Annotated in this window: 21 protein-coding genes and 2 pseudogenes; 16 read left to right on the top strand and 7 right to left on the bottom strand. The window is 71.2% G+C overall.

Annotated features, from left to right (window positions below; genetic code table 11):
• Nucleotides 1-152: 152 nt before the first annotated feature.
• Nucleotides 153-593: a (deoxy)nucleoside triphosphate pyrophosphohydrolase gene (locus ABZU91_RS31335; protein WP_355248454.1), complete on the bottom strand. Its 441-nt coding sequence runs from the start codon at nucleotides 591-593 to the stop codon at nucleotides 153-155.
• A 183-nt stretch (nucleotides 594-776) separates the two neighbouring features.
• Here ABZU91_RS31335 and ABZU91_RS31340 point away from each other — a divergent pair, with 183 nt between their 5' ends.
• Complete coding sequence (locus ABZU91_RS31340; protein ID WP_355248457.1) at nucleotides 777-1,085, top strand: 4a-hydroxytetrahydrobiopterin dehydratase; 309 nt, start codon at nucleotides 777-779, stop codon at nucleotides 1,083-1,085.
• Nucleotides 1,086-1,130: 45 nt separating this feature from the next.
• Complete coding sequence (locus ABZU91_RS31345) at nucleotides 1,131-1,493, top strand: PH domain-containing protein (protein ID WP_355050625.1); 363 nt, start codon at nucleotides 1,131-1,133, stop codon at nucleotides 1,491-1,493.
• A gap of 111 nt (nucleotides 1,494-1,604) precedes the next feature.
• Here the strand turns inward: ABZU91_RS31345 and ABZU91_RS31350 are convergent, their stop codons facing one another.
• Nucleotides 1,605-3,089, bottom strand: coding sequence for a hypothetical protein (locus tag ABZU91_RS31350; protein ID WP_355248460.1), 1,485 nt, complete (start codon nucleotides 3,087-3,089; stop codon nucleotides 1,605-1,607).
• 423 nt (nucleotides 3,090-3,512) lie between these two features.
• Here ABZU91_RS31350 and ABZU91_RS31355 point away from each other — a divergent pair, with 423 nt between their 5' ends.
• On the top strand, nucleotides 3,513-4,244 hold the full coding sequence (locus ABZU91_RS31355; RefSeq protein ID WP_355248463.1) for a class I SAM-dependent methyltransferase: 732 nt from the start codon (nucleotides 3,513-3,515) through the stop codon (nucleotides 4,242-4,244).
• 151 nt (nucleotides 4,245-4,395) lie between these two features.
• A complete protein-coding gene (locus tag ABZU91_RS31360) occupies nucleotides 4,396-5,703 on the top strand; it encodes an MFS transporter (RefSeq protein WP_355248466.1) in 1,308 nt (435 codons plus the stop codon).
• On the opposite strand, the gene ABZU91_RS31365 is transcribed toward ABZU91_RS31360, so the two are convergent.
• Together ABZU91_RS31365 and ABZU91_RS31370 are read right to left on the bottom strand one after the other, a co-directional pair.
• Nucleotides 5,665-6,228, bottom strand: a complete 564-nt coding sequence (locus tag ABZU91_RS31365; RefSeq protein WP_355248469.1) for a hypothetical protein — start codon at nucleotides 6,226-6,228, stop codon at nucleotides 5,665-5,667. The genes ABZU91_RS31360 and ABZU91_RS31365 overlap by 39 nt on opposite strands.
• 108 nt (nucleotides 6,229-6,336) lie before the next feature.
• Nucleotides 6,337-7,107: a class I SAM-dependent methyltransferase gene (locus ABZU91_RS31370; protein ID WP_355248472.1), complete on the bottom strand. Its 771-nt coding sequence runs from the start codon at nucleotides 7,105-7,107 to the stop codon at nucleotides 6,337-6,339.
• Nucleotides 7,108-7,354: 247 nt separating this feature from the next.
• On the opposite strand from ABZU91_RS31370, the gene ABZU91_RS31375 reads away from it, so the two are divergent.
• On the top strand, nucleotides 7,355-7,978 hold the full coding sequence (locus ABZU91_RS31375; RefSeq protein ID WP_355248475.1) for a Uma2 family endonuclease: 624 nt from the start codon (nucleotides 7,355-7,357) through the stop codon (nucleotides 7,976-7,978).
• A gap of 40 nt (nucleotides 7,979-8,018) precedes the next feature.
• Here the strand turns inward: ABZU91_RS31375 and ychF are convergent, their stop codons facing one another.
• On the bottom strand, nucleotides 8,019-9,104 hold the full coding sequence (gene ychF / locus ABZU91_RS31380) for a redox-regulated ATPase YchF (protein WP_355248478.1): 1,086 nt from the start codon (nucleotides 9,102-9,104) through the stop codon (nucleotides 8,019-8,021).
• Between the two features lie 152 nt (nucleotides 9,105-9,256).
• Between ychF and ABZU91_RS31385 the strand changes: the two genes are divergently transcribed.
• From ABZU91_RS31385 to ABZU91_RS31410, 6 genes are read left to right on the top strand one after another with little or no spacing between them, the layout of a single operon-like run.
• On the top strand, nucleotides 9,257-9,679 hold the full coding sequence (locus tag ABZU91_RS31385; protein ID WP_355248481.1) for a YbaB/EbfC family nucleoid-associated protein: 423 nt from the start codon (nucleotides 9,257-9,259) through the stop codon (nucleotides 9,677-9,679).
• Nucleotides 9,680-9,683: 4 nt separating this feature from the next.
• Nucleotides 9,684-10,001 carry a type VII secretion target gene (locus ABZU91_RS31390; RefSeq protein WP_355248484.1) on the top strand — a complete coding sequence of 106 codons (318 nt, stop codon included), beginning with the start codon at nucleotides 9,684-9,686 and terminating at the stop codon, nucleotides 9,999-10,001.
• A gap of 8 nt (nucleotides 10,002-10,009) precedes the next feature.
• Nucleotides 10,010-10,501: a hypothetical protein gene (locus ABZU91_RS31395; protein WP_355248487.1), complete on the top strand. Its 492-nt coding sequence runs from the start codon at nucleotides 10,010-10,012 to the stop codon at nucleotides 10,499-10,501.
• Nucleotides 10,498-11,067: an exonuclease gene (locus ABZU91_RS31400; RefSeq protein WP_355248490.1), complete on the top strand. Its 570-nt coding sequence runs from the start codon at nucleotides 10,498-10,500 to the stop codon at nucleotides 11,065-11,067. Before ABZU91_RS31395 ends, ABZU91_RS31400 begins: the two co-directional genes overlap by 4 nt.
• Nucleotides 11,064-11,615 carry a nucleotidyltransferase domain-containing protein gene (locus tag ABZU91_RS31405; RefSeq protein WP_355248493.1) on the top strand — a complete coding sequence of 184 codons (552 nt, stop codon included), beginning with the start codon at nucleotides 11,064-11,066 and terminating at the stop codon, nucleotides 11,613-11,615. The genes ABZU91_RS31400 and ABZU91_RS31405 overlap by 4 nt, the downstream gene beginning before the upstream one ends.
• A gap of 29 nt (nucleotides 11,616-11,644) precedes the next feature.
• Nucleotides 11,645-11,992, top strand: a complete 348-nt coding sequence (locus ABZU91_RS31410) for a hypothetical protein (protein ID WP_355248496.1) — start codon at nucleotides 11,645-11,647, stop codon at nucleotides 11,990-11,992.
• 7 nt (nucleotides 11,993-11,999) lie between these two features.
• Here the strand turns inward: ABZU91_RS31410 and ABZU91_RS31415 are convergent, their stop codons facing one another.
• Entirely contained in the window at nucleotides 12,000-12,734 is a 735-nt protein-coding gene (locus tag ABZU91_RS31415) for a peptidase E (protein ID WP_355248499.1), read from the bottom strand.
• 220 nt (nucleotides 12,735-12,954) lie between these two features.
• Nucleotides 12,955-13,380: pseudogene (locus ABZU91_RS31420) on the bottom strand (hypothetical protein); the annotation flags it as partial.
• Between the two features lie 230 nt (nucleotides 13,381-13,610).
• Here ABZU91_RS31420 and ABZU91_RS31425 point away from each other — a divergent pair.
• The 5 genes and pseudogenes from ABZU91_RS31425 to valS all read left to right on the top strand — a co-directional run bounded on the left by ABZU91_RS31425 (nucleotide 13,611) and on the right by valS (nucleotide 22,185).
• Nucleotides 13,611-15,083 carry an AlkA N-terminal domain-containing protein gene (locus ABZU91_RS31425; protein WP_355248502.1) on the top strand — a complete coding sequence of 491 codons (1,473 nt, stop codon included), beginning with the start codon at nucleotides 13,611-13,613 and terminating at the stop codon, nucleotides 15,081-15,083.
• Entirely contained in the window at nucleotides 15,080-15,589 is a 510-nt protein-coding gene (locus tag ABZU91_RS31430; protein ID WP_355248505.1) for a methylated-DNA--[protein]-cysteine S-methyltransferase, read from the top strand. Before ABZU91_RS31425 ends, ABZU91_RS31430 begins: the two co-directional genes overlap by 4 nt.
• Before the next feature lie 37 nt (nucleotides 15,590-15,626).
• Nucleotides 15,627-17,402 (top strand): annotated as a pseudogene (locus tag ABZU91_RS31435) (ABC transporter ATP-binding protein); the annotation flags it as partial.
• A gap of 176 nt (nucleotides 17,403-17,578) precedes the next feature.
• On the top strand, nucleotides 17,579-19,459 hold the full coding sequence (locus tag ABZU91_RS31440; RefSeq protein WP_355248508.1) for an ABC transporter ATP-binding protein: 1,881 nt from the start codon (nucleotides 17,579-17,581) through the stop codon (nucleotides 19,457-19,459).
• Between the two features lie 56 nt (nucleotides 19,460-19,515).
• Nucleotides 19,516-22,185 carry a valine--tRNA ligase gene (gene valS / locus ABZU91_RS31445; protein WP_355248511.1) on the top strand — a complete coding sequence of 890 codons (2,670 nt, stop codon included), beginning with the start codon at nucleotides 19,516-19,518 and terminating at the stop codon, nucleotides 22,183-22,185.
• The last annotated feature ends 41 nt before the right edge of the window (nucleotides 22,186-22,226 follow it).

Here is a 22,226-nt window from a genome sequence, read left to right on the forward strand (position 1 = left end):
GGGGGGGGGCGCGGGGGGGGGGGGGCGGTGGGGCGGCGGGCGGGGTCGGGCGTCGGCAGGGGGCGGGCCCACGCCACGAAAGACGACCGCGCCGTCGGCCGCGGAGGGGGGAGGGGGGGCGGGGGCGGGAGGGCGGGCGGGAGGGGGCGGGGTTAGGGGGTTTTTAGGTGGGGGCGTAGGGCTGCCACTATGGGGGCGTCGGCTGGGAGCCAGGTCACCGAGTCCAGCTCGTCGACGGTCAGCCAGCGCAGCGCCCGGTGCTCCAGCGCCTGCGGCTCGTCCCCGTGCAGCAGGCGGGCGGCGTACACCTTGAGCACCGAGCGGCCGTGGGCCATCCGGACGTTGCGGCCGACCCGACCGCCGATCTCGACGCGTACGGCCAGTTCCTCGGCGCACTCCCGGATCAGGGCCTCGGCCTCGCCCTCCCCCGGCTCGACCTTTCCACCGGGGAACTCCCACATGCCGGCCACCTCCGGCGGAGCGGAGCGTGCGCAGGCGAGCACGCGTCCGTCCCGGATGATCGCCGCTCCCACGATCACTTTCAGGTCCCGTCGTTGGGCCTGCCCGCCACCATTAGCCCGTTCGGTCTGCACGGGCGTCCAGGGTGCCAGATCAATCGGCGGTTTGGGTACCGACACCGTCCGCTAGGTCAATAGAACACGGAAGTGTGGGCGTGGACACCCCCAGCGAGCGACGACAGACTAGGAGGCACCGACAAGACACGGGATGGCGACGATTTGGCCACAAGCCGGCAACGGCGCTTGGGGGGTGCGGTGATGCGCGTGCTGTTCAGCAGCAGAGCGAAGCACGACTACCTTTCCGACGCGTTGACCTTGCTAACTGGTTGGACGCGGGAAGGTGAACAGATCCGGCGGACGCTGGTGATCGACGATACCCAACACGCGGCCCTGACTGAACGGGTCAAGGTCGTGGCGGACGCTCTGCACCTGCGCCCCGAGATCAGCCGCCGGTCCGACAGCACCCTCATCCGGGTCGGGCACGGCAACGGCGAGCCCCTCACCGAGGGCGAGGTCCTGCTGGCCGCCCGCATCGAGGACGCCTACCGGGCGGTCACCGAGTCCTGACGAGCCACCCGGGCACGGTGGCGCCGGTTTCCTAACCTGGGTCGCATGGCGAACATCGCGTACGACCGCAAGGAGCAGGTCCAGCAGATCGAGAGCGGGCTTCTCGACGGCGAGCAGATCATCGCCGTCTACGACGCCGTCGGCACCGGCACCGGGTTCATCGGGCTGACCGACCGGCGCGTGATCATCCAGGATCGGTCCTTCGTCGGTAAGCGGTATGCGATCACCAGCATCCCGTACTCGAAGATCACCAGCGTGAGCGTGGTCAGCAACAAGTCCTGGGGTGGGTCGTTCTTCTCCACCGGCGCGATCGCGATCCACGTCGGCACCCACACGTACGAGGTGGAGTTCCGCGGCGCGCAGAAGAGCCACCACGTCCACAACGTGATCCTGCACCACATCTCCTGACGACCCTCCCGGCCGTGAGCCCGGCGGGCACGAGTGCCCTGCCGAGTTCACGGCGCTCGGATGTGTCTGATGGGGCGGGCTGTCAGCGAGCAGGGCCGGGGAAATCTCCGTTCACTGCACGAAGATGTTGACAGATGGTCGCATCTCGCCGCAGATGCGCAGAACGTCGTGGATCGGGTGGTTCTCGAACGCCTTCACCAGCGTGGTGTCCAGCACCTGGGTCTGGTGGTCGATCGCCGGGTAGGTGGTCTGGGTGAGCAGGTAGTCGAAGCGCGCCGCCCACTTGCGGGCGCCCAGCCGCGCGGTGGTCGAGCAGTTGTCCACCATGAACGAGACGCCCCGGGCGTACATGTACGCGTTGAGCGAGTCGGTGGCCTCGATCACCGATTCGTTGGCGATCTCCGAGTAGGGGTGGCCCATCTCGATGAACGTGTCGACCTGGCCCATCATGACGCCGCAGTACACGCCAGCGGTGAACGGGTCGAGCGGAACGTCGTCGTCGACACGGTTCTGCCGGGCGACCACGCCGACGCGCCACATGTCGGCCTGGTCGATCTTGCCCATCGGGAACTCGGAGAGGCGTTCTCCGGCCATGATGACGCTGCGGATCTCGTTGCCGGAGGCCACCTCGTCATAGATCTCGCGGGTCAGCTCCAGACCGACCGGGTAGGCCGCGGCGTACGCCTCCGCGAAGACTGCCCTGTCGTCGTCGTCGAGGTTGCGGTACAGCCCGATCAGGCCCTCCTTCGACACGGTCCGCGAGATCGGGCCGGTCACGCTGTCGACCGAGTCGCGGTACGCGTCGGTCTCGCTCCGCCCCTGCGCTCGGAAGCGCCGATAGAGGCTCTCCACGATGCCGTGCACCCCGCCGAGCAGGATGGACCGCTCGCCGGTGAGATCGGACAGGAACTCCGAGCGCAGCGTCGTCTTGAACGTGTACGGCGCGCCGACACCCACCGACCAGCCGATGGCCCGGTCAACGGCGCGCCCACTGGCGTCCTGCTCCACCGCGATGCTCGAGTTGATGCCCGCGCCGTTGGTCTGGCGCCCCTGCAGGTAGAGGGCACGAACCGAGGCGCCCATTCCCTTGGGACACATCGCGATGACGTCGACGCCCTCGGGGAATCTGCCGCCCTGCTGCTCGAGGTAGCCGAGCAGGAAGCCGTGCGACAGGCCAAGGGTGGCGCCGGGCCGCAGGGCCGCAAAGATCTGCTCGTACAGGGCTGCCATCGCGGCGTCGGAGATGAGGAGCAGCACCATGTCGGAGGCGCGGATCACCTCGAACATCTCGCCGAGCGTGCCGTCGGCCTCGCTGAACCCGGCCGCGCGGGCCTTGTCGACCGAGGAAGAGCCGGCCCGGAGGCCGACCACGACCTTCAGGTCACCGCCAGCGAGCGAGTCCCGCAGGTTCTGCGCCTGCGCCGAGGCCTGCGGACCCCAGCCGATGACGCCGATCTGGTTGATGCCCTCGAATGCGCGCGGTAGCCGGTCGAACAGATGACGCCCGCCGACCACGATGGCCTCGCGGGTGCCGTTCAGGTCGATGTACCTCTTGTCGAAGACGTTCGTGTCGAAGTCGAGTCTGTGCGTGGTCACGTCGATCTGCCCCTGTCGTCGGTCCTTCATCCTCGACACTAAGGCGCGCCGTCTTGCCAGATAGTGGACTTCTTCTACCGCACTGCGAGACGGTGCAGCTAGCGGCCGGACGGTGACCCTCGGTTGCCTCCGTGCTGGCGGATGCAGTTGTGAGCGATATACCTCAGAGTCATATTCATACCTCTGAGGTATATCGCTCACCCGCACATCGACAGGGCGGGAGCCCGGCGGGCGTAAATGCCTTGCCGGGCTCGCGGCGTCTCTGGTGTCCTCGGTCGGTAGCCACGCGAAGGGAGCAGTGCCATGCCCAACACGACGAAGTCCCCCCGACCGAACGTCATCCGACTTGAGGAAACGAGGCTTCGTGAGCAGAACTGCTCTTCCCAGGACGCGCGTCACTGAGCACAACCCCGGAGGCCGCTGATGTCGGTCTTCGACGATCCCGGCCTCTTCGGCCGGCTGTGGTCCGCCGGCTACGACAGCCCGGGCAACCCCGACCCGGCCCCCGCCGTCGACTTCCTGGCGGATCTGGCCGACGGTGGTCCGGTCCTGGAACTGGCGATCGGCACCGGCCGGGTCGCGCTGCCACTGGCCGAGCGCGGCCTCAGCGTGCACGGCATCGAGGCGTCCGAGGAGATGCTGGCGCAGATGCGGGCCAAGCCCGGCGGCGACCAGATCCCCGCGGTCGTCGGTGACATGGCGGACGTGGGCGTGCCAGGCCCGTTCCGCCTGGCGTACCTGGTCTTCAACACGCTGTTCAACCTGGTGGACGCCGAGCGGCAGGCGGACTGCTTCCGCAACGTCGCCCGGGTGTTGTCGCCCGGCGGGGCGTTCGTCATCGAGGCGTTCGTCCCCGACCCGCGCAGCTTCGATGCGGACGAGCAGGTGCAGGTCCGCGAGGTGACCGAGGACTCCGCGACGATCCGACTGCACCGGTACGACCGGCCGGCGCAGCGGTTCATCCGGCAGACCATCACCTTCGACGGCAACGGTGTGCACCTGAAACCGTTCGCCATGCGGTACGCCTGGCCGCACCAGATCGACGAGATGGCGCAGCAGGCGGGGCTGCGGCTCACCGAGCGGTACGCCGACTGGCACCGGCGGCCGTTCACGGCGGACAGCCCGTCACACATCTCCGTCTACCGGGCGGAGTAGCGACGGTCGACTCGGGTTCCGCGCCTCCAGACGTGATCGCGGAACCCGAGTCGATTCCGGTCCCGGCAACCTGACCGCTTCCGCGCTGCGCTGAATCTGCTGACAGCAGTCTCCACTGGTCGTCGGCAGCGATGTCAGATCGACTGTGGTCATGCCACGATTTCCGCGCACCTCGCTGTACTGGCCGGTGGTCACCCATCCTCTGCTGCGGCGCGTACTGCCCGGGCTGGCCGTCTCCGCGCTCGGCGACGGCATGGCGGTGGTCGCGGTGACCTGGCTGGCCATCCAGCTCGCACCGACCGGTCAGCGCGGTCTCTGGATCGCGGTCGCCGTGGCCGCGTACACCCTGCCCAGCGCTGTCGGAACGGTGGTTTTCGGTCGGCTGCTGCGCGGACGCAGTGGTGCCCAACTCGCCGGGTGGGACGCGATCCTGCGGGCCGCCGCGCTCGCCGCGATCCCGATCGCCCACCTGACCGGCACACTGACGATCGGGCTGTACGTCGTCCTGCTCGCCGCGTCCGCCCTCCTGCACTCGTGGGGTTCGGCCGGGCGGTTCACCCTGATCGCCGAACTGCTGCCCCAGCGACACCATCTGCCGGCGAACGCGGTGCTCACCACCATCTCCGGCTTTGCCACCATCGTCGGCCCACCGCTGGCGGGCATCCTCATCGGATGGGTGGGGCCGGTGTGGGTCATCGCCGTCGACGCCGCCACCTTCGCCGTGCTTGCGCTCACCTATCGGCTCGCGCTACCCAGCACCGGGACGATCCATCGGTACGACCGCAGCGCCTCCCGTACCGCAGGGTTCGCGCTCATCCGCCGTCAGCCCGCACTGCTGGGTCTGCTGGTGCTGAGCGTCGCGTTCTTCTTCCTGTTCGGTCCGGTGTACGTCGCCATGCCGCTGCACCTCACCGACGACCTGCGGGCGTCCGCGACGCTGCTCGGCGCGTACTACACCGCCTTCGGCGTCGGCGGCCTCGTCGGCGGTGTGGTGGCCGGGCATCTCCGTCACTGGCCGCTACGGGCAACCACCATCGGCATCGTCATCGGGTTCGGCGTCGCCATGCTGCCCCTCGGCCTGGGCACGCCCGTCGGCGTCTCCCTGCCGGCCTTCGCCCTGGCGGGTCTGATCTGGGCGCCGTACATGTCCACGTCGATGGCACTGTTCCAGCGCAGCGCGTCCACCGAGCAGCTCCCGGCGGTGCTCGCCGCGAACAGCGCCGTGCTCGTGCTCGCGGTGCCTCTGGGCACCATGCTCGGCGGCCCGCTGGTCGGTGTCATCGGTCCCCGCCCGACGCTGCTCCTCTGCGGTATGGCGATCCTGGTGCTCGGGCTGGTCGCGGCAGGGTTCGTCACGCTGCGACGGCATACACCAGGTCCCGTCAGAGTGCCGCGCCGGTCCAGCTCGCGACCCTGGCGCTCACAAGGCGAGCGCGAGGCCGAGGCCGATCAGCACTGACGCGGCGGCGCCCGTCGCGAAGACCCGCCTGCTCCGAGGCGGCAATCCCCACGTGTTGTCCAAGAACGGCACGCGCTGGCCGCTGATCCTGCCGCGCAGCCACCTCGCGGTGAGGAACAGCAACGTCCAGACCATGGCGGCACCGAACGCACCGACCAGGCCGGAGGCCAGCGCTTCGCCAACCGGGGTGTGCGCGGCCAGCCGATAGGCGTCCGAGGAACGCCGGTCCTTGCGGAGGATGGTGGGAACCTGGCCCGCCAGCACGAGGCCAGACAGCGCTATCGGGGTGAGCCAGGGCTGCCGCATCGGCGGCGCCTCGAGCCGTGCCGAGTCCGCAAAGAGGAAGAGGATGAACGACCCGAATGGCAGCCAACTCAGCACGACGACCAGCGGCAGCCAAGCGCCGGACATGACATCGACCAGCATGACCATCAGGTCGTCACCGACGAGCATGCCGGCACCGAAGATCGCGAACCACAGCACCAGGTAGGCGAAGCCGAACCGTCGTAGATCCGGAGGCGTCACGGTCGTGGAGTGTATTCAGCAGCGGTGACACGTCAGCCGCAGGCTGCGGTCGTCGATCCGGCGGAAGGTCGCCGGATCGAGGGCCCCGACGGCGGCTGCCGGCGTCCGTCAGAGTCGGCGGGCGCGAAGGACGCCGGTCAGCATGGGCAGGGTGAAGTCTCCCTCGGCGGTCTCTGCCCGGGTGGCCAGGAACTCGCGGATTCGGTCGAGCGTGGCCGTCCGCTCCGGTTCCGGCATGACCAGCAACCCGGCCCGGGTGGCGAGCGTCGCGACCAGGGAGTCGGCGCTCCGGCGCTGCCCGTGGAGAAACTCGGCCTGCTCTGGCGTACCGAACCGCTCGGCAGTCCCGTTGCCCGGCCTGAGCAGGCCTGCCGTCGCCGCGCGCCAACTGCTCCAGGTGTCACGCGGACCGATGGCCGCGCTCCCGCTGACCCCTTCGAGGGCGGCCACCCAGTCCACCCGGTCGTCCATCACGTTCCACAATCCTGCCAGGACACCGCCGGGTGTCAGGACTCTGGCGATCTCCGGCCCGGCGAGGGCCATGTCGAACCAGTGCAGGGCGTTGCCGGCCAGCACCGCGTCGACGGACGCGTCCGGCAGGGGGATCGCCTCCGCGCTACCCGAGAGGGCCCGCACGGTCGGCAGCTCTCGGCGTAGCTGGGCGAGCATCGCCGGGTCAGGTTCCACCGCCACGACGTCGACGCCGAGCGCCACCAACGTGGCGGCCAGCTTGCCCGTGCCCGCACCGAGGTCGAGCACTCGCGAGCCGGGAGCGACCTCGACCGCCCACCGCGCGGCGGCCTGCGCGTAGTCCGGGCGATGCCGGGCGTACGCGGCCGCCGCCGAACCGAACGACGAGCTGAGCACCACCGTCGTCACCGCCCCTCTGCCTGTCGGTGTCCACATCATCGCGCAGCGGGAGATTTCGCGCCGTCCTCGCCGGACCTGGCATCCTTGGCCGGTGCCGCCGCCGCTGCTGACCGAGGACGAGTACAAGGCGACCATGGGCCCGAACCCGACCCGCGTGGGGCCGGAGGCGTGAAGTTGCGCCCCGACGCGCCACACGCCGAAGCTGAATTCACCTCTAGCTGTACTCAGCCTGCGTCGAGGTCATGCTGGCCTCAGCGTGCCGGACCCCACCGTTACTCAATGCTACGGTGACGCCATGTCTGCGGTGCCCGAGTGGATGCGACCGCCCCGCCTTGAGGGATGGTTTGCCGATGACCTCGATCATCTCGCCGAGGCCCCCCGTCACACCGAGCTGATCGACGGAGCACTCGTCTTCATGATGTCTCCCCAGCGGGCCTGGCACAGTCGAGTCGTCTCCGCCTTGTTGTTCGCCCTCGCGAAGCAGGCGCCAGCGGGCGTCGAGGTCGAACGGGAGATGACCATCCGACTCGACCCGCGGAACCGTCCCGAGCCGGACCTCCTTGCCACGAAGGCGCCCTACTACGACCCCGATCGTACGTTCTACACGCCGGATCAGGTGCTGTTGGTCGTCGAGGTGGTCTCGCCGGAGTCGGCTCACCGTGACCGGACGGTGAAGCTGCGAAAGTACGCGGAGACAGGCATCGCAAACTACTGGCGGGTCGAGGAGGAGGAGGGTGCGCCGGTGATCCACACCTACGAGCTGGACGGGCCGACCCAGTTGTACGCGCCGACGGGGATCCACCGCCACGAGCTACGCCTCACGAGACCATTCGCGATCACGATTGACCTCGACAAGCTGGTGCCCGGCCGCAAGGGATGACCCGAGCAGCGGCCCTGAGGGTGGGGCGAAAGGACCCGCACTACACGTTGAAGCGGAACTCCACCACGTCGCCGTCCTGCATGACGTACTCCTTGCCCTCGATGCGGACCTTGCCCGCCGCCTTGGCCGCCGCCATCGAACCGTGCTCGACCAGGTCTTTGTAGGAGACCACCTCGGCCTTGATGAAACCGCGCTGGAAGTCGCTGTGGATGACACCCGCGGCCTCCGGCGCGGTCGCGCCGGTCGGGACGGTCCAGGCTCGTGCTTCCTTCGGGCCGGCCGTGAGGTACGTCTGAAGCCCGAGCGTGCGGAAGCCGACGCGGACGAGCTGGTTGAGGCCGGGCTCGTTCTGCCCGATCGACTCCAGCAGCTCGCGGGCCTCCTCCTCGGGCAGGTCCACCAGCTCGGATTCGATCTTGGCGTCCATGAAGACGGCCTCGGCGGGGGCGACCAGGGCACGCAGCTCGTCGAGGAAGGCCTCGTTGGCCAGCTCGGCCTCGTCGACGTTGAAGACGTACAGGAAGGGCTTGGTGGTGAGCAGGTGCAGCTCGCGCAGGTGCTCCAGCTCGATCTTCGCGGCGGCGGCCCCGGAGTAGAGGGTGGTGCCGCCGTCGAGCACCTCGATCGCGGCCTTCGCGGCGGCGACCGCCGCAGCCCGGTCCTTGCGGAGCTTGGCCTCCTTCTCCAACCGGGGCAGCGCCTTGTCCAGGGTCTGCAGGTCGGCGAGGATCAGCTCGGTGTTGATCGTCTCGATGTCGTCGGCCGGCGAGACCTTACCGTCGACGTGCACCACGTTCGGGTCGGAGAAGGCCCGGACGACCTGGCAGATCGCGGAGGCGTCGCGGATGTTGGCCAGGAAGGCGTTGCCCCGACCCTGTCCCTTCGACGCGCCGCGCACCAGGCCGGCGATGTCGACGAACGACACCGGCGCCGGCAGCACCTTCTGCGAGGAGAAGATCTCGGCCAGCTTGCCCAGCCGCTCGTCGGGCAGCCCGACCACGCCGACGTTGGGCTCGATGGTGGCGAACGGGTAGTTCGCCGCCAGCACGTCGTTCTTGGTCAACGCGTTGAAAAGCGTGCTCTTGCCGACGTTGGGCAGGCCGACGATCCCGATGGTGAGACTCACGACGAGCCAGCTTACGCCGGTGCCGAGCGCGCCGGTCCACGCGGCTCCGATTCGACCGGGCCGCGTGCTGCCCCTGGTCGCGCGTCGGCGGGTCCCGGCGCTGGAATCCCGTTGCTACCCTCTCGATGTCACGTGCGACGTTAGGGGGCGTTGTGGACCAGGTGACGGAGTTCGACCGACTTTTCCAGCAGACCCGACAGGCATTGGCGTCGATGCGTTCGACCGGTCAGGTTCCCGACGGCCTGGACGTCGAGCCGGCGCGGGGCACCGGGTCCGCGGCGGGCGGCCAGATCGAGGTCGTGGCGGTCGGTCAGCGCGTCGAGTCGGTGACGGTGGACCCCCGCGCTCTGCGGATGGGCGCCGAGATGCTCGGCGAACAGATCACCCTGGCGGTCAACGCGGCGTTGGACGACCTGCGCCTCGCGGCCGGTGATCCCGGCGACGCGCCAGAGGTCGACCCGGTGGCGCTGGGCCAGCAGCTCGACGAATTGCAGAACGAGTCGGTGCGCAGCATGGCGGCGATGACCGATGCGCTCACCGACGCGGTGCGGCGCATCCAGCAGGCAGCGAGGTGATGTCATGCCCGAGGACCTCCAGGTCCATCCGCCCGCGCTGCGGCAGGGCGGCGGCCACCTGACGACGGTCGCCGAGCAGCTCGCCGCGCAGTGGGAGGCGCTGCGCGCACGGACGGCATCGATGGGCGACATCTTCGGCGACGACGACGTGGGCGGCCTGATCGGCATGTCGTACCAGGCGGCCGAGGAGATCGCGGCGGAGTGCCTCGGGTCGGTCGTCGACGGGCTGCGCGGCTTCGGTGACGGGTTGGGCCTGATGGCCGACCAATACGACCTGGTCGAGCAGGACAACGACGCCCAGTTCACGACGATGAGCTGGTAGGCGGGTCGATGGGGATCATGCTGCCCGGCGAGCTCGCCGGCCTGCTCAACGAGCTGGGCTACACCTGGCCCAAGTCGGACGAGACGAAGATGTTCGAGCTCGGCCAGATGTGGATGGAGATGGCCGACTCGCTGCACAACGCGGCAGCGGAGGGTACGGCGGCCGCGCAGCGGGTGCTGACCGGCAACCAGGGCGATGCGTTGACCGCGTTCCAGGAGCGCTGGGAGGCCAGCGGTTCGGCCATGTCGGTGCTGCGGGACGGCGGCACCGGCGCGCAGATGGTGGCGGCGACGCTCTTCGTGTGCGCGCTGATCGTCCTCGCCCTGAAGATCAACGTCATCGTCCAGCTGATCATCCTGCTGGTGCAGATCATCCAGGCGCTCGCGACGGCCGCCCCGACGTTCGGCGCCTCCCTGCTGGAGATCCCCGTCTTCAAGAAGCTCACCGACATCGTCCTGAACATGCTGATCGACCAGGCCATCGGGGTGGTCCTGGGATGACCTCTCCCCTGCCCGAGCTGTACATCGGCGTCGACGTGGAGGCGGACGGGCCGATCCCCGGGCCGTACAGCATGATCTCGCTGGGCATGGCCGTGGCCGGTCGTCCGGACCTGACCTTCTACACCGAGCTGCGTCCCATCTCCGACGAGTTCGTGCCGGCCGCGCTGGCCGTGTCGGGCCTGGACCGGGACCGGCTGCTCCGCGAGGCGCCCACCGCGCCGGACGCGATGGCAGCGGCGGCCGCCTGGGTCAACGGGCTGCGCCGGATCGGCCGCCCGGTCTTCCTCGCCGCGCCCGCCGTCTGGGACGGCATGTTCGTCCACTGGTACTTCGTACGTTTCGTCGGCCACAGCCCGTTCGGCGCCACCGGCTCCGGCGTCGACCTGCGCAGCTACTGGATGGGGCTGACCGGCAGCGAGTGGGTCCAGACCCGCAAGGGCAAGATCAAGCACGAGCTGGGTCTGCACGACGTGCCGCACACCCACCACGCCGGCGAGGACGCCGCCGAACTGGCCCAGGTCTTCGACGCCGTGCTGCGCCGCCGGCAGTCGGGTGAGACGGCATGACCGGACGGCGGGACCTGCCCGACGGGGCCACGACGGCCGCCCGGGGCATCGTGGCGCAGGCCGCCCGGAGCATGATGCGGCGGGCCGACGACGTGGCGGGCGAGACGGCCGAGGCGGCGACCACCCGGGCCGCGCGGCGGATCCCGCAGGGCTTCACCGAACGGCAGTGGACCCGGTTCGCCCGAGGCGCCCGGCAGACCCAGCGGCAGGCCGGTCTTCCGGACGGCGACCTGGTCGCCCACGGCAGCCGCGTACGCGGCACCGCCCGCCCGGACTCCGACATCGACGTGGCGCTCATCGTCGACGACAAGACCTTCTTCGACCTGGCCGAGCGCTCCCTGTCCCGGGCACCGGACGGGACCCGGCTGCGCAAGACGATGCTGCGTCGCATCAACGAGAACGGTCAGCTCGCCAGCTTCGACCTGGGCACCGACTTCACCCATCTGCGTCGCGAACTCATGGACACGCATGTGCCGCACAAGGTGCAGTTCTCCGTGCTGCGCCGGGGCGGCAAGTTCGACAACGGCCCGTTCCTCCCGCTCGATTGAGCGGTCCGGCATCTGGCAAGGTGGCACACGTGCAGACGACGTTGCAGTTCCTCATCATGGTCGACGGACCGCTGACGGCGGCGGAGCTGCTCGACCTGATCCGCACCCGGCTGCCCGACGCGGTGCCGTACCGACGGGACTCGGTGGACGTGCGGGGCAACCTGCTGGAGATCAACCCCAACGAGGACGCCGACCCACGGCTCGCCGCCACCGACGAGGACGACTACCTCTACTTCCGGTGGCGGGTGGAGCTGACCCCGATGGACAGGGCGGTCGACGAGGCGCACCAGATCGCCCTCGCCCGGGAGCTGCTGCGATCCATCGAGGGGCCGCAGGTGCGGGCGACCGTGTGCGCCGCGTTCGAGGACCGGGTCTGACCGACCCTCAACGAAGCAGGCGGGGCGCGATGACCGCCTCCCGCACACTGCCGTCCGCGCTGCGACTCACCTCGTACGCCGAGACGCCCTCGCGGTCGGCGACCGCCTCGACGAGCCGGGTCCCCCGGTAGACCAGGCCGACCCCGTCGTCGGTGCAGTGGCTGGTCGGTAGGGTCCCGTCGCCGACCAGCCCGTGCATCAACGGTCGGCGCTGGGCCTCGCTGTCGTAGTGCACGCCGTTGCCGTACGGCAGCCAGCCCAACGCCTCGGTGTAGCCCCGCAGGCGGGGGCCGAAGCTGTCGGTGGCACCGCCCACGTGCCAGCAGATCGAACCGGCCGAGACGCCCGCCAACACCACCCCGGCCTGCCAGCACTCGTGCAGGATCTCGTCGAGCCCGTGCACCCGCCAGACCGCGACGAGGTTGGCGACGCTGCCGCCGCCCACCCAGATCACGTCCTGGGCGAGCAGGTGGGCGCGGACGTCGTCGACGTTCGGCATCGGGAACAGCGCGAGGTGGGACAGGCGGAACCGCGTGTCGGCGAACGCTCCGTAGACGGCCGCGAACGAGGTGGGCTGGTCGCCGACGGCCTGCCCGAGGTAGCAGATCCGCGGCTGTGGCCCGGCCTCGGCCAATTCGGCGGCCAACTCGAAGATCGGGCCGGGACGCAGATCGGCGGGCCCTCGGTCACCTCGGAAGAAGCCCATGCTGGTGGCGAGGATGGTGGGTTCACTGGCGGGCATGGGAGATCCTTCCGTCGGCGCGGTACGCCGTACCATCCTGCCGCGCTCAGCCGGCCCGGCGCTGGCGGGGAATGTGGGCGGGCTGCCCGCTGGTCGGGTCGGCGGCGCTCGGCGCGCCGGGAGAGATCGTCTGCGCGTCGGGCCGGCACCTCGCCGCGGTGGCTCCGGCGCGAGGCTCGACCTCCCCGGGGGTCAGTTCGTCGAACGGCCGCTCGGTCGCGGGCAGTTGAGCGGCAGCGGCGCGGGGCAGGGTGAACCGGTCCGCTGCCGCCGGGCCGGCGGAGACCGACTCGCGCAGCATCCAGCGCACCTCGTCGCCCGTCCAGCCGAGCCCCGGACGGGCGGCGATCTCACCGATGAGCCGCCGGCCGACTGTCGTGTCGTCGTCGTAGAAGCGCATGCACCAGTGATGCGTCCACATGCCGAGCGCGCGCAGGCCCGCGTCGTCGAGCGACCGGACCAGCCGACCGCAGGCGGTGTCGACGAACGGCTCCGCCTCGTCGGCGGACCGGTCCCGCTCGATGGCGCCCACGGCGGCCGGCGCGACGGCCCGCATCCGGCGGTAGAAGGACTGCGCCACCGCGCGGGGCAACGGAGGGAACGACCCCTGTGTCGACGCCGCCACCCGACCCGCAACGCTCGTCATCGCCGCCCCCCTTCTTGAGTTGGTGGCGCGACGCTACCCGGCGGGACCGACACTTCCGGGCGGAAATCCCCCACCCTGCCCTCTTTCCCCTGGTGATCAAGAGGTTCGCGTCATGCGGCAGGGTGTGTCGTGACGCAAACCTCTTGATCACCGCACGCGGAGTGGGAGGTGGGCTGTCAGGTCCGAATCCCGCCAGCCGAGGGCTCTGCCAGCGGGGCATCATCGGTGATGTGGAGATGGACTTCGAGCGGTGCTACCGGGCGGTGGACAGTCGTGACCAGCGGTTCGACGGCTGGTTCTACACCGGTGTGACGTCGACGGGGATCTACTGCCGGCCGTCCTGCCCGGCGGTCACCCCCAAGCGGCAGAACGTCCGGTTCTTTCCGTCGGCCGCCGCCGCACAGGGCGCCGGGTTGCGTGCCTGCCGCCGCTGCCGCCCGGACGCCGCGCCCGGCTCACCCCAGTGGGACGTCCGCGCCGACGTGGTGGGCCGGGCGATGCGCCTGATCGCCGACGGGGTGGTCGACCGGGACGGCGTACCGGGGCTGGCCGCCCGCCTCGGCTACACCGAGCGGCACCTGCACCGGATGCTGCGCGCCGAGATGGGTGCCGGACCACTCGCGCTGGCCCGTGCACAGCGCGCACAGACCGCCCGGATCCTGATCGAGACGACGGGCCTGGGAATGGCCGAGATCGCGTTCGCCGCCGGCTTCGGCAGCGTGCGGCAGTTCAACGACACGGTCCGCGAGGTGTACGCGACCGCTCCCTCCGAGCTGCGGACGGCTCGCGGCCGACACCTGGCGGTGGTCGGGGCGGGGACGATCACGCTCCGGCTGGCGTACCGTCCGCCGTTGCACGCCCGCGCTCTGCTGGACTTCCTCGCGGTGCGCGCGCTGCCCGGTGTGGAGGAGGTACGCGACGGGACGTACCACCGGGGGTTGCGGTTGCCGCACGGCCCCGGCCAGGTGGCCCTGACCCCGGCGGACGGGCACGTCTCGGCGACGCTGCGCCTGACCGACCTCCGCGACCTGGCGCCGGCGGTGGCCCGCTGCCGCCGGCTTCTCGACCTGGACGCGGACCCGGAGGCCGTCGACGCCACGCTGGCGGCGGACCCGGCCCTGGCTCCGGCGGTGGCCGCCGAGCCCGGCATCCGCGTCCCCCGTGCGGTGGACGGCTTCGAGATGGCCGTACGCGCGATCGTGGGCCAGCAGGTCTCGGTGGGTTCCGCCCGCACCACACTGACCCGCCTCCTGGCCAACCGTGTCGATCATGAAGTTGTTGCCCCCGAGGACGGCGTGTCGCGACAACAACTTCATGATCAACGCAGCGACCTGCGGGGGTTTCTCACGCCGGAGGAGGTCTTGGGGGTGCCGGAGGGCGCTTTCGGGATGCCGGTGCGGCGGCGGGAGACCATTCTCGGGCTTGCCCGCGCCGTCCTGGACGGCACTGTGGACCTGGCGCCGGGCGGGGACCGGGAGGAGACCGTGCGGCGGCTACTCGCGTTGCCCGGCATCGGCCCGTGGACCGCCAGCTACCTCGCCATGCGGGCCCTCGGCGACCCGGACGTCCTCCTCGACACCGACCTCGCGATCCGCCGGGGCGCAGCAGCGCTCGGCCTGCCCGAGGACACCCTCCACGCGCACGCCGAACGGTGGCGCCCCTGGCGGTCCTACGCCACGATCAGACTCTGGAGAGCGGCATGAACATCGACAGCACCGTACTGACCACTCCGACCGGCCCACTCAGCATCCTCGCCGACAGCGACGGTCAGGTCCTGGCGGCCGGTTTCACCCCGGACGCCGAGGCTCTGCTGCCCCTGATCCACCCGACCCTGCGGGCGTCGGTACGGCAACGCGCCGACCTCGGACCGACCACCGGGGCCGTCCGGTCCTACCTGGACGGGGACCTCACCGCCATCGACACGGTCCCGGTACGGCAGCACACCGGCGGCGAGTTCATGGCGCACGCCTGGCAGGTGCTGCGGGACGTCCCGCCGGGCGCCCCGGTCACCTACACGGCATACGCGACGCTGGCCGGCCGGCCACCGGCGGTGCGGGCCGCGGCGGCCGCCTGCGCGCGCAACGCCGCGGCGCTCTTCGTGCCCTGCCACCGGGTGCTGCGGACCGACGGGAGCCTCGGCGGCTACCGCTGGGGGCTGGACGTGAAGAAGTGGCTTCTCGGTCATGAGCGGCGGTTGACGGCAAGCTGACAACTACACGGGCACCCAATGACGCTACCGTCGGGTAGTGCCTGTGGAGAGCGACGGCGACCGGGCCGCCCGGGTCGCCGCGGGCCGCCACCCCGTGCACAACCTCTGGCGGCTACGCCGCTACCTGCGCCCGTACTCCACCGAATTCGCCTGGTTGCTGGTCGCCGGGCTGGCCGGCACGGCCGCCGGGATCGCCGTACCCCTGGTGGTGCAGCGGGTGGTGGACGGGCCGGTGGCCCGCCACGACCCCGCCGGTCTGCTCCAGCTCGGCGGCCTGGCGCTGCTGCTCGGCGTGGTCGAGGCGGTGCTCATCTTCATCCGCCGGTGGGTGCAGTCGTCCTCGGCGGTCGGGATGGAGGCCGCGCTACGCGCCGACGTCTACGCGCACCTGCAGCGGCTGCCGGCCAGTTTCCACGACCGCTGGCAGTCCGGCCAACTGCTCTCCCGGATCACCAGCGACCTGTCGGTGATCCGCCGGTTCCTGTCGTTCGGTGTCTTCTTCCTGGTGCTCAACCTGACCACCTACGTGGTGGTGGTGCTGCTGCTGATCCACCTGCACGCGGCACTCGGGCTGCTGGTCGCGGCCAGCGCGGTGCCCCTGCTGCTGATCACCCGCCGGTTCGGCCGGCACTACCACACCGCGTCCCGACGGATGCAGGACCAGCAGGGCGATGTGGCGACGCTTGTCGAGGAGACCGCGCACGGCCTGCGCACCATGAAGGCGTACGGGCGGGGGCCGGAGCTGGCCGCCCGCTTCGCCGACGGGGCCCGCACGCTGCACGACACCGGCGTGGGCAAGGGTCGACTCCTGGCGAACACTGCGGCGCTGCTCGACCTGGTGCCCAACCTGACTCTGGGCGTGGTGCTGGTGGCCGGGGCGGCCGCCGCCGCGCGCGGGGTGCTCACCATCGGCGAGCTGGTGGCGTTCGCCAGCCTCCAACTGATGCTCATCTGGCCGGTGCAGTCACTGGGCTGGATCATCGCCAACGGCCAGGAGGCGGCCACCGCCGCGGACCGTGTCCAGGAGGTGCTGGACACTCCGCCGCAGATCGTGGACGCTCCCGACGCGCTCGCGTTGACCCGCGACGCGGTGCAGGGCCGGCTCCGCTTCGAGCGGGTCGCCTTCCGCTACCCCGGCGCCGCGACGGGCGTCCTGCACGAGATCGACCTGACCATCGAGCCGGGTGAGACGCTCGCCCTGGTCGGGGCCACCGGCTGCGGCAAGAGCACGCTGCTCTCCCTAGTGCCCCGACTGCACGAGGTGACCGGCGGCCGGATCACCCTCGATGGGCACGACCTACGCGAACTGCGGCTGGCCTCGCTGCGCCGACTGGTCGGGGTGGCGTTCGAGGAGCCCACCCTCTTCTCCATGTCGGTGTGGGAGAACCTCACCCTGGGCCACCCGGACGCCGACGACGACGAGGTCCGCGCGGCCCTCGCGCTGGCGCAGGCCGACTTCGCGTACGACCTGCCGTGGGGTCTGGCAACCCGGGTGGGTGAGCAGGGATTGTCCCTCTCCGGCGGTCAGCGGCAGCGGCTGGCGCTGGCGCGGGCGGTGCTCGGTCGCCCGGCGCTGCTGGTGCTCGACGACCCGCTGTCCGCCCTCGACGTGCACACCGAGGCGCTGGTCGAGGCGGCGCTGCGCCAGGTGCTGCGTGCCAGCACCGCGCTCCTGGTGGTGCACCGGCCGTCGACGATCGCGCTGGCCGACCGTGTGGCCCTGCTCGACGGTGGACGGATCACCGCGATCGGCCGGCACTCGGAACTGCTCGCCAACGTGCCCGCCTACCGCGCGTTGCTCGCCGCCGAGCCAGCACCGGCACGACCGACATCTGCCGGCGCCGCGGAACCACCCCCCGCGCAACCGGCTCCCCCGCAATCGGCCGCCGCTCCATCGGCCGCCGCCCGCGCGGGCGGTACCGAACCCGGGCGCACCGGGCCGACGGGGTCTGGCGCGTCCGCATCGGACGGCTGGGGGTTGGTGCGCTCGTGACCTCCCCGGAGCAGGTCGACCCGCCTCCCGAGAAGGAGCCGGAGCTGACCCGCTGGCGGGGAACGGCCACCGACCCGGAGGCCGACCGAAGTCGGGCCGAGGAGAGCACCCCGGAGGCGGTCGCCCGGCTGCGCCGGCACAGCCGGGCCCTGCTGGCCGACCTGCTGCGCCCGCACCGGGGGCGACTCGCCGCGGCGGTCGGCCTGCTGCTGGCGCAGAACGCCGCCGCGATGGCCGGCCCCTACCTGGTGATGGTCGGCATCGACCGGGCAATCGCCCCGCTGCGCGCCGGAGACCCCACCGGACTTGTCGCCGTCGCCGGGGCGTTCGGCGTCGCCACCGTGACGGAGTACGCGGCCCGTCGCGGCTTCCTCACCCTCTCCGCCCGCATCGGCCAGGCCGTCCTGCTGGACCTGCGGCAGCGGGTGTTCGGGCACTTCCTGCGACTGTCCGTGGGCTTCCACGAGCGGTACACGTCGGGCCGGATGGTGTCCCGCCTGACCAGCGACCTGGACTCCATCGCCGAGCTGGTCGACGGCGGGATCGACAGCCTGGTGCTGGCCGCGCTGTCGATCCTGTCGGTGGCCGCCATCCTGCTCTGGCTGGACCTGCCGTTGGCCGCGGTGACGCTGCTCGCGTTCCCGTTCCTGTTCTGGCTCTCGCGTTGGTTCGCACGGGCGTCGGCCACCGCCTACCGGCGGACCAGGGAAGCCGTCGCGCTGGTCATCGTGCACTTCGTCGAATCGATGCGGGGTATCCGCGCGGTGCAGACGTTCCGCCGGGAGCCCCGCAACCAGCGGATCTTCGTGACGCTCGGGGACGACTACCGGCGCGCCAGCCTGGACGCGTTCCGGCTGATCGCCACGTACTCGCCGGCGATCAAGTTGGTCGGCAACGTGACCGTCGCGGTCGTGCTCTGCTACGGCGGATGGCGGGTGCTCGGCGGGCGGACCGAGGTGGGGGTGCTCGCCGCGTTCCTGCTCTACCTACGGCGCTTCTTCGAGCCGATGCAGGAGCTGAGCCAGTTCTACAACTCGTTGCAGTCGGCGACGGCGGCGCTGGAGAAGCTGGCCGGGGTGCTCGACGAGCGGCCCTCCGTCGCCGAACCGGCCCGGCCGGTGCCGCTGCCCCGCGGTCCCGGTCACGGCGAGCTGACCTTCCGGGACGTCTCGTTCGGCTACCGTGCCGACACGCCCATCCTCGCCGGGCTGGACCTGCGGGTGCCGGCCGGGCAGACGGTCGCGCTGATCGGGCCGACCGGGGCGGGCAAGTCGACGATCGCCAAGCTGGTGGCCCGGTTCCACGACCCGGACACCGGCACGGTCCTGCTGGACGGGATCGACCTGCGCGCGGTGTGCGACGCCGACCTGCGCCGCGCCGTGGTGCTCGTGACCCAGGAGAACCACCTGTTCAGCGGCACGGTGGCGGAGAACATCCGGTTCGGCCGGCCGGCTGCCGACGACGCCGAGGTGCGGGCCGCCGCACAGGCGATCGGCGCGCACGACTTCATCGCCGCGCTGCCCGACGGGTACGCCACGCAGGTGCACCGACGCGGCGGCCGGCTCTCCGCCGGGCAGCGGCAACTGGTCGCGTTCGCCCGGGCGTTCCTGGCCGACCCGACCGTGCTGATCCTCGACGAGGCGACGTCGTCGCTGGACGTGCCGACGGAACGGCTGGTGCAGCGGGCGCTCGGCACCATCCTGCGGGACCGGACGGCGCTGGTGATCGCACACCGCCTCTCCACTGTGGAAACCGCCGACCGGGTGCTCGTCGTCGACGGCGGGCAGGTCGTCGAGGACGGCCCGCCGGCCGTGCTGGTCGGGTCCGGCGGCCGGTACGCGGCCCTGCACCGACAGTGGCGCGACTCGCTCGTGTAGGACCGGCGATACGCAACTCCGTGGCCCGGCACCCTGCTGATGCCTACGATCGGCAGATGACCGATACGGCGAGGACGGCCCGCGCCGGCGTTCCCGAGCGTCCCAGTCTGGACGGGCTCGAGGAGCGCTGGGCGCAGCGCTGGCAGGAGGAGGGCACGTACGCGTTCGACCGCTCGAAGGCGACCGTTCCGGGTCGCGGCGCGGCGGCAGACGCGCCGAGCCGGAATGGTCGTAGGAAGGACGTGTACTCCATCGACACCCCGCCGCCGACCGTATCGGGCGAGCTGCACATGGGGCACGTCTTCTCGTACACGCACACCGACACCGTCGCGCGCTACCAGCGGATGCGCGGCAAGGCGGTCTTCTACCCCATCGGCTGGGACGACAACGGGCTGCCCACCGAACGTCGCGTGCAGAACGTGTACGGGGTGCGCTGCGATCCGGCGTTGGCGTACGACCCGGTGTGGCGGCCCCCGGCCACCCCTGTCGACGACGCCGCGCGCCGCGATCCGACGCCGATCTCGCGGCGCAACTTCATCGAGTTGTGCGAGCGGCTGACGGTCGCCGACGAGCAGGTCTTCGAGGCCCTCTGGCGGCGGCTCGGGCTCTCGGTGGACTGGTCCCTGACGTACACGACGATCGGTCGGATGGCCCGCGCCACCAGCCAGCGGGCGTTCGTGCGCAACCTGCGCCGGGGTGAGGCGTACCAGGCGGAGGCGCCGACGCTGTGGGACGTCGGCTTCGCCACCGCGGTCGCCCAGGCCGAGTTGGAGGACCGGGAACGTCCCGGCGCCTACCACCGGCTGCGGTTCGTCGGGCCCGGTGGGCGCGAGGTGCTCATCGACACCACCCGGCCGGAGCTGCTGCCGGCGTGCGTCGCGCTGGTCTGCCACCCCGACGACGAGCGGTACGCCGACCTGGTGGGCGCGACCGTGCGCAGCCCGCTGTTCGCCGTCGAGGTGCCGGTGCGTGCCCATCCGCTCGCCGATCCCGCGAAGGGCACCGGCGTGGCGATGGTCTGCACGTTCGGCGACCTCGCCGACGTGACCTGGTGGCGGGATCTGGACCTCGACACCCGGGTGGTCGTCGGCCGCGACGGCCGGCTGGTTCCGGAGCCGCCGGCCGGTGTGCCGGCGGGGCCGTACGCGGCGCTGGCCGGGCAGACCGTCAACGGGGCCCGGCGGGAGATCGTCGGGATGCTGGCCGACGCGGGCGACCTGGTCGGCGAGCCGCGTCCGGTGACCCATCCGGTGAAGTTCTACGAACGCGGTGACCGGCCACTGGAGATCGTCTCGACCCGGCAGTGGTATCTGCGCAACGGCGGACGCGACGCCGACCTGCGGGCGACGCTGCTGGCCCGGGGCGCGGAACTGCACTGGGTGCCGGCGCACATGAAGCACCGCTACGACAACTGGGTGGGCGGCCTGACCGGTGACTGGCTGGTGAGCCGGCAGCGCTTCTTCGGAGTGCCGGTGCCGGTGTGGTACCGGCTCGACGACACTGGCGAACCGGACTGGGCCCGCCCTCTCACGCCGGACGAGTCGGCGCTGCCGGTCGACCCGTCCAGTGACCCGGCGCCCGGCTTCGACGAGTCGCAGCGCGGCCGACCGGGCGGTTTCATCGGCGACCCGGACGTGCTGGACACCTGGGCGACGTCGTCGCTGACCCCGCAGATCGTCGGCGGCTGGGAGACCGACCCCGATCTGTTCGCGCGGGTCTTTCCGATGGACCTCCGCCCGCAGGGACAGGAGATCATCCGGACCTGGCTGTTCGACAGCGTGGTCCGGTCGCACTTCGAGCACGGGGTGCTGCCCTGGCGGGACACCGTGCTGTCGGGCTGGATCCTCGACCCGGACCACAAGAAGATGGCCAAGTCCAAGGGGAACGTGGTCACCCCGCTCGCGCTGCTGGAGCAGCACGGCTCGGACGCGGTGCGCTACTGGGCGGCCAGCGGCAAGCCCGGCATGGACCTGGCCTTCGACCCGGCGCAGATCAAGGTGGGCCGCCGGCTGGCCACCAAACTGCTCAACGCGTCGAAGTTCGCGCTCGGCCTGGGCGCCGCGGACGCGCTGCGCGCGGTGTACGACAACTCCAGCTCGGCGCGTCTGACGCCACGCCGCGACCTGGAGCTGTCGGCGACCGCCCCGCTCGACCGAGCCATGCTCGCCGAACTGGGCACGGTGGTCAGCGCCGCGAGCACGGCCTTCGACGGGTACGACCACACGGCCGCCCTACAGGCCACCGAGGCGTTCTTCTGGCGGTTCTGCGACGACTACATCGAGTTGGTCAAGGAACGGGCGTACGGCACCGGAGCGGCGGCCGACTCGGCCCGGGCGGCGCTGGCCTCGGCGCTGTCGGTGCAGTTGCGGCTGTTCGCCCCCGTGCTGCCGTACGTCACGGAGGAGATCTGGTCGTGGTGGCGGTACGGGTCGGTGCACCGTGCGCCCTGGCCGACCACCTACGAGGTGGCCCGCACGATCGAGGGGACGGGCGAGCCCGCGCTGCTGCGGCTGGCCGGCGACGCGTTGGGGCAGGTGCGGCGGGCCAAGTCGGAGCGGAAACTGTCGATGAAGGCGGAGGTGCCGCTGGCCGAGGCGCTGGGCCCGGCGGCACTGTTGGAGCAGCTCACCCTCGTCGCCGACGACCTGCGGGCGGCCGGACGGATCGGCAAGCTCGACCTCCTGCCGGACCGCACCCCGGAACTCGTGATCGCCTGCGCCTTCTGATGACCGAAGTCCGCCGCCGCCCACCCCCCCCGGGGGCGGCG

This window comes from Micromonospora sp. NPDC005174 (genome assembly GCF_040608495.1).
Classification (GTDB): Bacteria; Actinomycetota; Actinomycetes; order Mycobacteriales; family Micromonosporaceae; genus Micromonospora.